Source organism: Pseudomonas sp. MPDS, from assembly GCF_013283895.1.
Classification (GTDB): domain Bacteria; phylum Pseudomonadota; class Gammaproteobacteria; order Pseudomonadales; family Pseudomonadaceae; genus Aquipseudomonas; species Aquipseudomonas rhizophila.
Map to the genome: position 1 here is coordinate 3,027,713 of NZ_CP054128.1, position 12,587 is coordinate 3,040,299.

14 protein-coding genes and 2 pseudogenes are annotated in these 12,587 nt (G+C 57.1%); 6 read left to right on the top strand and 10 right to left on the bottom strand.

The genetic code is table 11. From position 1 onward, the window contains the following. Positions 1–27: 27 nt before the first annotated feature. The 3 genes and pseudogenes from HQ912_RS27805 to HQ912_RS13340 form a co-directional block, all read left to right on the top strand. Positions 28–108 (top strand): annotated as a pseudogene (locus tag HQ912_RS27805) (3-oxoacyl-ACP reductase); the annotation flags it as partial. 16 nt (positions 109–124) lie between these two features. Then, positions 125–526 carry a VOC family protein gene (locus HQ912_RS13335; protein WP_047225693.1) on the top strand — a complete coding sequence of 134 codons (402 nt, stop codon included), beginning with the start codon at positions 125–127 and terminating at the stop codon, positions 524–526. After that, positions 523–1,500 (top strand): trans-acting enoyl reductase family protein, encoded by a 978-nt coding sequence (locus HQ912_RS13340; protein ID WP_173406893.1) that lies wholly within the window; start codon positions 523–525, stop codon positions 1,498–1,500. Before HQ912_RS13335 ends, HQ912_RS13340 begins: the two co-directional genes overlap by 4 nt. On the opposite strand, the gene HQ912_RS13345 is transcribed toward HQ912_RS13340, so the two are convergent. Both HQ912_RS13345 and HQ912_RS13350 read right to left on the bottom strand, forming a co-directional pair. Next, a complete protein-coding gene (locus HQ912_RS13345) occupies positions 1,495–1,683 on the bottom strand; it encodes an OprD family outer membrane porin (RefSeq protein WP_409936842.1) in 189 nt (62 codons plus the stop codon). The genes HQ912_RS13340 and HQ912_RS13345 overlap by 6 nt on opposite strands. Continuing rightward, positions 1,658–2,164 carry a transporter suffix domain-containing protein gene (locus HQ912_RS13350; protein WP_047225698.1) on the bottom strand — a complete coding sequence of 169 codons (507 nt, stop codon included), beginning with the start codon at positions 2,162–2,164 and terminating at the stop codon, positions 1,658–1,660. The genes HQ912_RS13345 and HQ912_RS13350 overlap by 26 nt, the downstream gene beginning before the upstream one ends. Positions 2,165–2,281: 117 nt before the next feature. Between HQ912_RS13350 and HQ912_RS13355 the strand changes: the two genes are divergently transcribed. From HQ912_RS13355 to HQ912_RS13365, 3 genes are read left to right on the top strand one after another with little or no spacing between them, the layout of a single operon-like run. Further along, complete coding sequence (locus tag HQ912_RS13355; RefSeq protein WP_047225699.1) at positions 2,282–3,808, top strand: TolC family protein; 1,527 nt, start codon at positions 2,282–2,284, stop codon at positions 3,806–3,808. Next, positions 3,801–4,940, top strand: coding sequence for an HlyD family secretion protein (locus HQ912_RS13360; protein WP_107322329.1), 1,140 nt, complete (start codon positions 3,801–3,803; stop codon positions 4,938–4,940). The genes HQ912_RS13355 and HQ912_RS13360 overlap by 8 nt, the downstream gene beginning before the upstream one ends. Beyond that, complete coding sequence (locus tag HQ912_RS13365; RefSeq protein WP_160892218.1) at positions 4,930–5,958, top strand: DUF2955 domain-containing protein; 1,029 nt, start codon at positions 4,930–4,932, stop codon at positions 5,956–5,958. Before HQ912_RS13360 ends, HQ912_RS13365 begins: the two co-directional genes overlap by 11 nt. Positions 5,959–6,162: 204 nt before the next feature. Here HQ912_RS13365 and HQ912_RS13370 read toward each other — a convergent pair. From HQ912_RS13370 to HQ912_RS13405, 8 genes and pseudogenes are all read right to left on the bottom strand, one after another. Continuing rightward, a pseudogene (locus HQ912_RS13370) lies at positions 6,163–6,258 on the bottom strand (transposase domain-containing protein); the annotation flags it as partial. Then, the gene (locus HQ912_RS13375; RefSeq protein WP_047225703.1) at positions 6,259–7,269 is read right to left on the bottom strand and encodes a zinc-dependent alcohol dehydrogenase family protein; all 1,011 of its coding nucleotides are present in this window, start codon (positions 7,267–7,269) and stop codon (positions 6,259–6,261) included. 55 nt (positions 7,270–7,324) lie between these two features. Next, complete coding sequence (locus tag HQ912_RS13380; RefSeq protein WP_047225704.1) at positions 7,325–7,621, bottom strand: ArsR/SmtB family transcription factor; 297 nt, start codon at positions 7,619–7,621, stop codon at positions 7,325–7,327. Between the two features lie 227 nt (positions 7,622–7,848). Continuing rightward, complete coding sequence (locus HQ912_RS13385; RefSeq protein ID WP_256676789.1) at positions 7,849–8,379, bottom strand: nucleotidyltransferase family protein; 531 nt, start codon at positions 8,377–8,379, stop codon at positions 7,849–7,851. 157 nt (positions 8,380–8,536) lie between these two features. Continuing rightward, positions 8,537–9,346, bottom strand: coding sequence for an NYN domain-containing protein (locus HQ912_RS13390; protein ID WP_107322332.1), 810 nt, complete (start codon positions 9,344–9,346; stop codon positions 8,537–8,539). A 307-nt stretch (positions 9,347–9,653) separates the two neighbouring features. After that, positions 9,654–10,655, bottom strand: coding sequence for an NAD(P)H-quinone oxidoreductase (locus HQ912_RS13395; protein WP_160892220.1), 1,002 nt, complete (start codon positions 10,653–10,655; stop codon positions 9,654–9,656). Then, the gene (locus tag HQ912_RS13400; protein WP_047225708.1) at positions 10,652–10,990 is read right to left on the bottom strand and encodes a carboxymuconolactone decarboxylase family protein; all 339 of its coding nucleotides are present in this window, start codon (positions 10,988–10,990) and stop codon (positions 10,652–10,654) included. The genes HQ912_RS13395 and HQ912_RS13400 overlap by 4 nt, the downstream gene beginning before the upstream one ends. Positions 10,991–11,001: 11 nt before the next feature. Continuing rightward, positions 11,002–12,438 (bottom strand): NAD-dependent succinate-semialdehyde dehydrogenase, encoded by a 1,437-nt coding sequence (locus tag HQ912_RS13405; protein ID WP_047225709.1) that lies wholly within the window; start codon positions 12,436–12,438, stop codon positions 11,002–11,004. Positions 12,439–12,587: the final 149 nt, after the last annotated feature.

Consider the following 12,587-nt stretch of genomic DNA (forward strand, 5'->3'; position numbering starts at 1 on the left):
TCAGTGACAGTGGCGCAGCGAATGAGCGTGGTCGCCATGCTGCTGTCCGAAGAAGGACGCTGGATCAATGCTCAGACGATCGAAGTCGCGGGCGGCTACAACATCTGAATAGCGAGGCTAGCGCATGCTTGATCATATTTTTATCTCAGTCAGCGACATTGAGCGTTCCATCCGTTTCTACACCGCGACACTGACCCCGCTGGGCATTACCGCGCGACTTGATTACGACGGCAAGGACGGACTGCCAGGCCACCCGGATCTCAAGGGCTTCGGCGCCAATGGGCGGATGTTCTTCTGGTTGCGCGAGGGCGTGGTCGAGGGTAGAGCCGTTCATGTTGGTTTCGTGGCGAGCAGCAAGGCCGAGGTCAACGCGGCGTATGCGGAGGCCATGGCCAGTGGCGGCCGCGACAACGGCGCCCCCGGCGCACGTCTGCATTACGACCCCGATTACTACGCAGCCAATGTCCTTGACCCGGATGGCTACAGCCTCGAATTCGTCTACAAGAACTGGCAGCACAATCAATGAAAAAATTAATGATCTACGGCGCGACGGGCTACACCGGGCGCATGGCTGCCGAGCATGCCAAAGCGTTGGGGCTGGAATTTGTCATCGCCGGACGCAATGGCGAAAGGTTGCAGGCTCTGGCTGCTCAACTGAACGTCACGTACCGAGTGTTCAGCCCGGATATACACGCAGCACAATCCCTGGAAGGCATCAGCGTGCTGCTGAACTTCGCCGGGCCTTTTGCACAGACAGCGCACGCCCTGATGCAGACCTGCATCAAGGCTGGGGTCGACTACCTGGACATCACCGCCGAGATCAACGTCTATCGGCAGGCCGAACAGCTTGGCACACAGGCCGCCCAAGCGGGTGTCATGTTGCTGCCCGGCGTCGGCTGGGACGTGGTGCCGACAGACTGTCTGGCCATGCATGTCGCTCGCCGTGTACAGAATCCGCAGTCGCTGGAGGTGGCGCTGCAGGTCGCAGGTTCCATGTCCCGGGGATCGGCTTTGAGCGTCAGCGAGATTATCGGCGCAGGGCTCTTGGCGCGGGTGGACGGATTGCTGGTTGCAACCCCCGATGCGCAGCCCCGGCATTTCGATTTTGGCGATGGCCCGGCACTGTGCGCACCGCTGTCCTTCGGTGATCTGATCACCGGGTGGCATTCCACCGCAGTCCCGAATATCGCCATGTTCGTGAATATCACCGGTGATGCCTTTCCCGAAGGCGACCTGTCACAACTTCCCGACGGCCCAAGCGCTGCGCAACGTGAGGCCAACCGCGCCCGCGCCGTGGCAGAAGTCACAGGGGCTGACGGCACGGTAGCGCGTTCAATGATCGAGACCGTCAACGGCTACACCTACACCCCCCTGGCGGCCGTGGAGGCTGCGCGGCGGGTGCTGGACGGTGAGCGGCGAGCAGGCTTTGAAACCCCGGGGCGGATGTTGGGTGTCGGTTTCGCCGAGACGATTGCAGGGACGACAATCACTGATTTATAGGGGTACAACGGTGGCGGGCCGGCTAGAGACAAGCTTTACCTTCAGCAGGCCTATCGCATCGATACTCAACCCCAGCGGCCCTTCGGTGAGTCCGGATTCGTAATTGACTTGAAAGCCCTGCGCCCATTCATGTTCATTTGTCGTTTCTATCGTCGACTCACGTCGCACTTGAGTCCGAGACACGTGCAGTTCGCACAAATAACGCGTGCACCTTCTCCCAGAAATTCCCCCCGAGTACAAAAAAGCTGCCAATCAGCATGACGTCACCCAGCAATTGGGCCTGCCAGAGGTTCGGTCTGAGACCTGGCCAGAAGGCATCGACGTAAGGCTCGAGGAATGAGGAGATCAACGGCAAGCAGAACATCACGATGCCGATTCGATGACGAACCGGGCCAACTTCGTCCTTCATGGAAGGCACAAGCCCGGACACGTAACCGACCAAGCTGCTCTTCAACTGCTGGAAGCCGGCCTTGCCCATGACGGCGATGACGAGAATCAGCAGGACTTTGTTGCTGATAAACAGGACCCCAGTCAGCGCTGCGATCTTCGATCCAGGCACATCGAGCGCCGCCGCGACCGGCACCATCAGCCAGGAGCCTAGCATCAGACAAATGATGGCTATACCCAGTTTGAAGCGCCATTTAGCGGTATGGGGGGAGTTCATGGCTGCCGTACCTTTTTGACGGGTCTTATCAAATGTAACGATGCTTGAAGAGCTTAGCAGTCTGCGGGCGATCAGGGCGTCTATGCTCCTGTAATCTTCCTTGACTGGAAAAAACGCATGCATCTGACGCGATCGGGCCAACTGCTAGTGTTTGGAGTGCTCGGCTTGAGCGGCTGCGTGCGCCTGGGGCCAGACTTTCAGTCACCGAGGGAGGCGTGGCCAGGACACTGGACTACTCCTGCCCTTGAGCAAGTCAGCCAACGCAGCCGGGCCCCGGACTTTCGTCAATGGTGGCAAGTTTTCGGCGATCCGGTTCTCAATCGTCTGATTGCCGAGGCGGATGCCAACAATTCAGACCTTAAAGTTGCCGGTCTGCGGGTGATTGAGGCGCGGGCCCAGTTGGGTATTGCCCAAAGCGGGCGTTACCCCCAACTGCAGCAAGCCAGCGCCGACAGTCTGTACTTCAACCGTCAGCAATCCGGCGGAAGTAGTCCGCAAAACAGTCATTTCTGGCAATACAGTGCGGGGTTCGACATTGGTTGGGAACTGGACTTCTGGGGGCGATTCAGTCGCGCCATTGAATCATCCGATGCCAGTTACTTCGCCGCCCAGGCCAATTTCGAAGACGGGCTGGTTCTGCTACGCGCCCAACTGGCCAGTACTTACTTTTCGCTGCGTACCACCGAAGCACGTTTGCGCGTGGCCAAGGAAAACGCCAAACAGCAAAAGCGTAACTTCGAGATAACCGAGAAGCTGTTCAAGAGCGGCCAGAATGCAGAGCTGGACCTGCAACAAGCCAGAACCCAATACCTGGGCACCCTCAGTACCATCCCCAACTTCGAGGATCAGGTTTTACGCACCCGTAATTCGTTGGCGGTACTGATTGGACGGCCGCCCGGCGCTCTGCCGCAACTGGTCGAAAATGAAGGATGGATTCCGCTGGTGGACCGTACCGTGCTGCAGGATGTACCGGCCAACCTGCTGCTGCGCAGGCCCGACGTGCGTGCCGCTGAACTCAATGTCGCGGCCCAGTCGGCCCTGATCGGCGTGGCCGAAACCGATTTCTATCCGTCGCTGACCTTGCTGGGCAGCATCGTTTGGACGACTGATACGCTCAATGGCACCCCCAGGAGTCTGGACCTGATCGGTGGCCCGAGTCTGCGCTGGAATCTGTTCGACCATGGCCAGATCAGTAATAACGTGCGCGTCCAGGATGCGCGGTTGCAGCAACTGATCGAAGGGTACCGCGAAAAAGTGCGCCAAGCGGCACGCGAGGCAGATGACGCAGCCAATGGACTGATCAAGTCCCTGGAGCGCGAAGCAATCCTGCGTGAGGCCGAAGTCGCCGCCAAGCGATCACTGGTGCTGGCCAACGCCCTGTATCGGGAAGGGTACTCGGACTTCCAGCGGGTGCTCGACTCGCAACGCGCACTGCTGGAGCAACAGGACAATTACCTGGTCAGCCGAAGCAATGCCGTCAGCAATGTGATTGCCCTATACAAAGCGTTGGGCGGCGGTTGGTACAGCGTCCAACCGAAAGTCGCCCCGGCCACCCGCCAGCAAATGGAAGGGCGCACGGACTGGGGCAACTTGCTGGATGAGCCTTCAGCAGCGGAACCGAAAAAGGTCAACAATCATGAGTGAAGCCGCGCAGTCTTCCACCGATGCCTCTTCCCCCGAGGCGCCAGAACCGCCAGTTGAATCCGGCTCAAAAGGCATCAAGTGGGTACTGATCTTGATCACACTGAGTCTGGTCTGGTACTTGTTGGCGGACCGCTTCACGCCTTATACGCAACAGGCTCGAGTCGGTGCTTTTGTGATACCGGTGGCTGCGGAAGTGGCTGGTCGAGTCATCCGCGTCAACGTGCGTAACAATCAGGACGTCAAGGCGGGAGACGTGCTGTTCGAAGTGGATCCTCAGCCATATCAGATTGCCGTCGACCGTGCGCATGCAGATCTTGAGTCCACCCGTCGACAGATCGGTGCCAGCACCGCTGGCATAGCCGCGGCACAAGCCAATTTGCGAGCGGCCCAGGCGAATGAACTCAAGGCGCGGCAGGACAACCAGCGGCTCGAGGGTTTGTACCGCGAAGACCCAGGCACCATTTCCGTACGCTTGCTCGAAGTATCTCGCGCCAACTACCAACAAGCGCTCAGCCAGGTCGCCGCCGCCCGTGCCGAGGTCCAGCGCGCGCGCGAGCAAGAAGGTGGCAGTGCGGAAAACAACGCTTTGCTGCGCAGCGCCGCCACCGCGTTGTCGAAAGCTGAACTCGACCTGGCTAATACACAGATTCGCGCACGTTCGGCAGGTTTGATCACCGACCTACGCACCGACGCGGGGCAGTTCGCAGCCATCGGCAGCCCAGTCATGACCCTGATCGCCATCCATGATGTGTGGATCAGCGCAGACATGACCGAAAACAACCTCGGTCTGGTCAAGCCCCAGACACCGGTGGCGATCGTCCTGGATGCATTGCCAGGCGAAGTGTTCGACGGGCGTGTACGCAGTGTCGGCTACGGCGTCAGCGTGGGTCCGACGACAGCGCCCGGTACATTGCCAACTGTGCAGAACAGCCGGGACTGGCTTCGTCCGGCACAGCGTTTTCCGGTGATCATCGAATTTTCCGAGGATTCAATGGCCAGGCTGCGTGACACTCGCGCGATACGTGCCGGTGGCCAAGCCGAGGTCATGGCATTCCCCGCTCAAGGCAACCCGCTGAATCCACTGGGCCGCATATTTCTGAGGCTGATGAGTTGGCTGTCTTATGTCTACTAAGCGGACGCCGAGGACTCAGCGGGCGTTGCGCCTGGCTACAGGCACCGCGCTGTGCCTTGCGGTCAGCTTCGGCGTAGCCTTGCCGATTCCCTTTATCGCGCCCGTGCTTGCGGTACTTTTGATTTCCACCCTCAATCGTCCGTTGCAACTCAAGGCTGGACTGACACTGGCCCTGGTCGCGATGTTGACCACCGGTGTAGGCCTATTGCTTATCCCAATCCTGCGCTACTACCCGTTCAGCGGCGTTCTCCTGGTTGGCGTGAGCCTGTTCCTGGTTTTTCGATTGGGTCTGCGTGGCGGCAATAACCTGATCGTCACGTTTCTGGTGATTGGCCTGACCATGATCTCCTCAGCTGGCTTCGTCGATTTTGACTTGGCGATGATGATCATCGGTGCATTGGTTAAAGGCTTGATCCTCGCTGTCATCGTGCTGGCGATAAGTCATTGGCTGTTTCCCGAGTCAGCCAATACTCCGTCACCACCTGCGGCCCCGGCCTTGCGGGCGGAAGACGTCGACAGGGTTGCGCTACGGGCAGCGCTGATTGTATTACCAGCGTTTCTGGTGGCCCTGATTGATCCGGCCACTTACCTGCCCATTGTCTTGAAAGCGGTCAGCCTGGGTCAGCAGAGCTCCACAACGACGTCGCGTAATGCCGCTCGAGAATTGATTGGCTCGACCTTGTTGGGAGGCCTGCTGGCGGTGTTGTTCTGGTGTGCACTGAGTCTCTTTGTACACCTATGGATGTTCTTCCTTTGGATGCTGCTGTTCGGCCTCGTGCTGGCGCGCAAGCTATATGGGATAAGCCCTACACGGTTAAGCCCAGGGTTCTGGCTCAACAGCCTGATCACCCTGATTATTCTGCTGGGCCAGTCGGTTCAAGACAGTATTGCGGGCAAGGACGTCTACACGGCGTTTGCCGTACGCATGGGATTGTTCATTCTCGTGACGCTGTATGCCTGTCTGATGGTTCATATTCTGGATCAGCGACAACCAAGACGAGCTCAAGAATTAATCTGATGGATAGACCGCTTCATGGGCAATCCTTGCGATGAAATCCTCAGAAATCATGGCAAGGGGTGGCAAAAGCGTTTACTCACTTTGGGGCGATGCAGACTGCCGGTCGTGAAAGTCCACTATCGACTCATACTGTTTTAAACCGCAGGTCTTGAACTGCTCGGCGGTGTTTTCACACAGCCTGGACCCCTTGCTGCCGGTTGTGACAGGCAGCAAGGGGCCAATCTCTCTCGTCCGCTGCGTCGGCAGCCGTGGCAGCAGATCTTTGAGATAGGCATACGGATCATGCCCATGCATGCGTGCTTAGATATCCAGGCAAATTTTGCCGAAATGCTGGTTGGTTTCCTGATACTTGAACGCTTCGACAATCTCGCTCATAGGGAAATGACGATCAATAATCGGGCGCATGCCATTAGCATTGATGGCTCGGATCATGTCCTGCTGCTGGCTGCGGCTACCCACCAATACACCCTGCAGACGCACTTGCTTGATCAGTGCCGGTACAAAATTCATTGCACCGCTTACGCCACTCAATATGCCGATGACGGAGATGTGACCAGCAACCCGAATTGCACTCATCGATTGCTCAAGCGTCGCAGGGCCGCCGACTTCGATGATGTGGTCAACACCACGGCCACCCGTTAGCGCGCGTGCAGTTTCGCCCCAGTTGAGGTCTTTGCGGTAATTGATCACATGATCAGCGCCTAGCGCTTTCAGACGTTCAAGTTTTTCGTCGCTTGAAGAGGTCGCAATAACGGTAGCGCCGGCCATTTTAGCGAACTGCAGGGCGAAAATTGAAACGCCACCAGTGCCTTGGACGAGCACGGTGTCGCCCGGCTTGAGTGAGTCATCGGCCATCAGGGCGCGCCATGCAGTCAGGCCAGCGGTGGTAAGCGTCGACGCTTCAGCATGGCTGTAGCCAATAGGCGCGAGGGTGAACGATGTGGCGTTGGCCGTTACTTGCTCACGAGCGTAGCCGTCAATGCCATCACCTGGCACGCTGACAAAGCCTTCAACCAGTGGCGTACCGTTGATCCATTCCGGGAAGAAGGTGCTGACGACCGAGTCACCTACCTTGAATTCAGTGACATCTGGGCCGACAGCAATGACTTCACCTGCACCATCGGCCATGGGGATGCGTTTTTCGCTAGGGCCCCACATACCGCTGACCACCGCGAAGTCGTGGTAGTTGAGCGAGTTTGCATGAAGACGTACGGTGATTTCGCCACGCGCTGCGGCTCGGACTTCGCTGCTGCCAACCACAACCTTTTCATAGCCGCCACCGGGTTCAACGAAGATAGTTTTGCTGCTCATAGGGGTTCCCTCATGTTTTCTCATTACGCGAAATAACGAAATGAATGTTTAAAAATTACAATTCGATGATCAGCCTAGCCGCAAAGTCATTAATCGCCTGCTCATTGCGCCGGTAGTAAGTCCATTTTCCGATGCGGGTGGTCAGCACGAAGCCTGCACGTTGCAAGATAGCTAAATGTGCAGACGCAGTAGAAGGTGAAAGCCCCGCCTTGTGCTGCAAATGGGTGACGCACACGCCTATCGCAGGATCGCCATGATCCTGTGGGGGGAAATTACTGAGTGGGTCTTTGAGCCACTCCATCATTTGCATGCGAGTGTCATTGCCCAGGGCTTTGAGCTGTTCGAGTATCATGGGCGGCAATGTTACGCTTTTTTACGAAATGTTCAATAAGTAATCTATGGTCCCGCGCAAAGGGTTGAAATCAAAAACGCATCCAGCTGAATCGACCCCGCTATTTGTAGACGCCTTGAATGACTGCTTGGGCAGCCAGTAAAGTCATCAATATCGATATGTCTCACGCTGGGAAGGTGAGAGGGTATGCGCCTTTTGCTTGGCCGGGATACGCCAAGCGCTCCGATTCAACTTTGTGTTTCCACGATCCTGAGCCAAGGCCAGCGAGCCTGATAACTTTTCGCCTTCTGATCGAACAGATCCGGCTTGGGATTCTTTGGGTTGATGCGAAGGAACCCTTGCTCGGTGTCGGTCAGGCCGTTGGGGGCATAAACTTCGCCAGTTTCTATATCCAAACCAATGCAGGTACCCGAAACCAGGTAGCGATCAACTCCGTCTTTAGCCGACTGAAGCTGGGGATAGTCCGCTCCAAACCGCTGGCGGTACCACAGGTGAACGCGAGCCTGATTCTTGATCTCAACGTTCACTTCAAGGTCTTGGAAGAGACGCTGAGCTGAGTTGATGACCTCATTCTCAGCGTCCCAGGACAGATCACTGTCGAAGTAAAAAACGTCGTAATCCTTCACTCCCCAGGCTGGTGGCAGCTGTGACTGATGATTCCAGACGGCTTGGAACAGGCAGCCTGCAGTGAGCATGCATTGATTCAAACCGAGTGAAGGTAGGCGTGAGGTGATTTCCGCATTTATTGGATTGGCCATTGCTATCCTGACCAACCTTTCGACAGTCAATGTCATTTTCGTCCCTTTGGAATCGATCTAGTCCTGGCGACCGGCAATAGATCATCGCTTGGTAAAATTTCTCCAATGACGGCGTTTCCACACACTCTGGGCCAAGAGCGGTCATTGGTTTTGGGGGCTACAAACCGGGCTGTCGATGCCGGGCATAGAGAATTGAACCACCCACTCCGGACGTTCCTCTAGCTTGCAGTTCAAACGTATCCGGATACCCCTTGATCAGTTCACTGAGCTTTTTGTAACCATGGGTGCGAGGGTCGAATTCAGGTCTCAATTTGCTGATGTTGGTGCCTAGCGCACCCAGGTGAACCCAGCCATCCTCGTCGGCAATGTCATCCAATATCTTTGCAATAAAACTTACGGGTGCCTTGGGTAGTTTTTTCGCCTCGGGCGTACTGGCGACATTGACGGTCTCAATTTCGGCGAGTGGCTCGGGTTCGGGGCGATCATGTCCATTGCTTGCAGCAACAAGCGCTTCACCGCGCAACAATTCGGTATAGATAAACTTGTCGCAGGCCGACACGAACGGTCTCGGGGTTTTTTCTTCACCAAACCCGTAGACCGTCAAACCTTCTTCTCGTAACCGCGATGCGAGCCGGGTGAAGTCACTGTCGCTCGAGACCAGGCAGAAACCGTCGAAGCGGCGGGTGTATAGCAGGTCCATTGCGTCGATGATCAACGCACTGTCTGTTGCGTTCTTACCTTTGGTATACGCGAACTGTTGAATAGGCTGAATCGAATGGTCGAGCAGCACCTTTTTCCATCCGCCCAACTGAGGGCCAGTCCAGTCGCCATAGATCCGCTTGACGTTGGCGACACCATACTTGGCGATTTCTTCGAATAAACCTTCAACAATTGCCGCCGCGGCGTTGTCGGCGTCGATTAACACTGCCAAGTGTTTTTGCGTGACGGTGGGTGCGTGGATGGCCATAGGTCGTCCTCGAGTTGAGGACTTAAACATACCGTTAAAGCAACGACGAACAAAAGGGGCGCCGCTGCCAGAGGGCATGAAGCAGTGGGCGGCAGCGACAACAGGGGAAACCTATGGGCCAGGAAATGAGCCGGGTAATCAGGAGTCCGGGATGCCGATGCTGTTATCCGAGTTACTGAGAAGGCGAATACGACCGTAGTACCTGAGAAGCCATGGAACAACGGGCCTAGTCCTGTGAAGATGGTTTTTTCATCCTGAAGGGTGCCCACCAGGGGCACCGTTTCAGTTCTATCGCAAGACGCCAGACTCAAACCAAGTCTTCAGGCTGCATGGTCAAAATGATTTTCCCGACGTTCTTGCAAGATTCCATCCGGCGATGTGCATCGGCGGCACGTGATAACGGGAACGTGCTGTCAACGACAGGCTCGAGGCTTGCAGCGCCATCGAAGCGATCAAGCCAATGCTCACGGAAGCGCCTGATCATGTCGTGCTTCTCCGGCTGCGTGCGGGACTTCATGACCGTGCCAATGATTTGCAAGTGACGGTAGAGGATATGCTCCAGCTCTATAGTTACTTTGCCGCCACCGCCGAGGATGCCAACCTGAATCAGGCGGCCGCCATGCGCAAGGGACGCGACGTTGCGTGCGAAGTAGGGCTCGCCGACGAAGTCGATGACGATATCGACGCCTCGACCGTTGGTTTTATCGGCAATGACTTCGGCGAAGTCCTGTGTCTTATAGTCAATCGCGACATCTGCCCCCAAGTGTTCGACGCGAGACAACTTGCTGCCTTCAGTTGTCGCATACACCGTGGCGCCTGTGGCGTAAGCCAGCTGCACGGCGGCAGACCCAACGCCTCCAGCAGCAGCGTGAATCAGCACCGAGTCGCTGGCCTTGAGCCGAGCCAGATGCATCATCGCTTCATGGGCGGTGACGAAGACCTCCGGAATTGCTGCCGCGTGCACATAGTCCAGTTGGGCAGGGATGTGCATGGCCATGCGGTAGTCGATTCGAGCCAGTTCGGCATAGGCGCCGCCTCCAACAACGCCCATCACTCGATCACCCACCTCAAATCCGATCACCTCACTGCCTGCATCGATCACCTCTCCGGCGATCTCCAGCCCGATGATCAGGGAGTCGCCGAAATTAGGATGGCCATAGCCACCCGTTCGATGAGTCAGATCCGCACGGTTTACCCCCGCGGCATAGACACGCACTAGCAGGTCGGTAGGACGCACTTCAGGAGTGGCAACCTCTGCGAGTTCCAGAACGTCTGCGGCACCAAATTCTCTGATGTTGATGGCTTTCATGCTTGGTTGTTCTCCGATTCGGTAAACGTGGCGTTGGCGATAGCAGACGCGGTAATGGCGCCAGGGAATCCCACGTAGAAAGCCAGGTGCGTGATCGCCGCTGCAATTTCGTCATGGTTAACGCCATTGCCCACCGCCCGGCGTAAATGAGCGGGCAATTCTTCCGAGTGGCCCCCGGCGATCAATGCGGCCACGGTGATCAGGCTGCGGTCGCGGGGAGACAATGCCGGATCGCTCCAGATCTGCGGATAAAGCGTTGAGTCGACGAACTGCGACAACTTGGGCGTGAATGCGCGCGCCGCTTCGCGGGGACTGCTGAAATTGATCTTGGACATGGGAATTACCCTTAAACCTGGCTGATGAATTTGTGGGTCAGATAGTGCTCGATGCCTTCAATGCCGCCTTCCGAGCCATGACCGCTTTCTTTCATGCCGCCGAACGGAAGCTCGGTGGCGACGATGCGGTATTGGTTGATCCCAATCATTCCGGCCTCCAATCCGTCAGCGACGTCAATGGCGGTTCGCGCACTGGATGTGAATGCGTACGCTGAGAGCCCGTAGGGCAGGCGGTTCGCTTCTTTCAGTCCATCCGCCAATTCATCGAACGGCATCAGTACTGCGATCGGGCCAAAGGGTTCTTCGTGCATGACTCGGGCGTTCAGCGGCACATCCGCCAGAACGGTGGGCTGGAAGAAGAAGCCTTCACGTGACAACGCTTCGCCCCCGATCAATACCCGAGCACCTTTCTCGACGGCATCGGCCACCAGTTCTTCCATCTTTGCCAATTGCCTTGGGTTGGCCAAAGGGCCCACTTGAGTGTCTGGATGCAGGCCATCACCGATTCTCAGGGCTTTGGTTGCAGCGACAAAATGATCGACAAAAGCTTGATAGGCACCGCGCTGGATCAGAAAACGAGTGGATGAAATGCACACCTGTCCGGTCCCGCGAAACCGATTCGCGACACCTTCGGTTGCAGCCTTTTCAATATCTGCATCTGCGAATACGAGCACGGGGCCGTGCCCACCCAACTCAAGGGTGATGGGCTTAACGCCTTCGGCAGCTCGGGCAGATAGCAGGCGACCGATGGGCACTGAGCCGGTAAAGGTGACTTTGCGAATGATCGGTGAGGCGATCAGATGGCTGGACACTTGATCCGGTACGCCGAAGACCACCTGCAGCACCCCTTTGGGCAAGCCTGCGTCGTCGAGCGCACGAGCCAGGGCCAGCGCTGTGGAAGGACTTTCTTCACCTGGCTTGAGGATAACGCTGCACCCGGCGGCCAAGGCTGCCGAGAGCTTGCGGGCTGGAGTAATGGCCGGGAAGTTCCAGGGTGTGAACGCTGCCACTGGGCCGATGGCCTGGCGTTTGACCAGTTGCAGTACGCCAGGACGGTTGGCCGGTACCACGCGGCCATCAATACGCCGGGCACTCTCGGCGAACCACTCGAAGTATTCCGCCGCACGTATCACTTCATCCATGCTTTCACCCAGCGGCTTGCCTTCTTCCAGTGTCATTTGCGCGGCGATGTGCGGTGCTCGTTCAATGATCAGGTCGGCGGCCCGCTTGAGGATTTTTGCGCGTTTGTCAGGTACGGTCTGGCGCCATTGTTCGAAGCTCAGTCGAGCCACCTCAAGGGCGTTATCAAGGTCACCTGCGGTGGCGAGGGGGACGCGCCCGATCATCCGTCCGGTTGCCGGGTTAACGACAGCAGCAGTGTCGCGCCCTTGGTCACTGATCCATTCACCACCGATGAAAAGATAAAGCGGGTCGTAGGGAGTGTTCATGATGTGGCCTTCATTTGGTTGTCAGGGTTTGGTATGACGCTCGGCGCCTGAGTGGCTGTGCCGCAGGCCTGTTGAGGCGGCCTGTGCAACCAAGTCTATGGAAGGCGACACCGTTGATTTAGTCGGCCCAGAGGGAATCATTGTTGTCA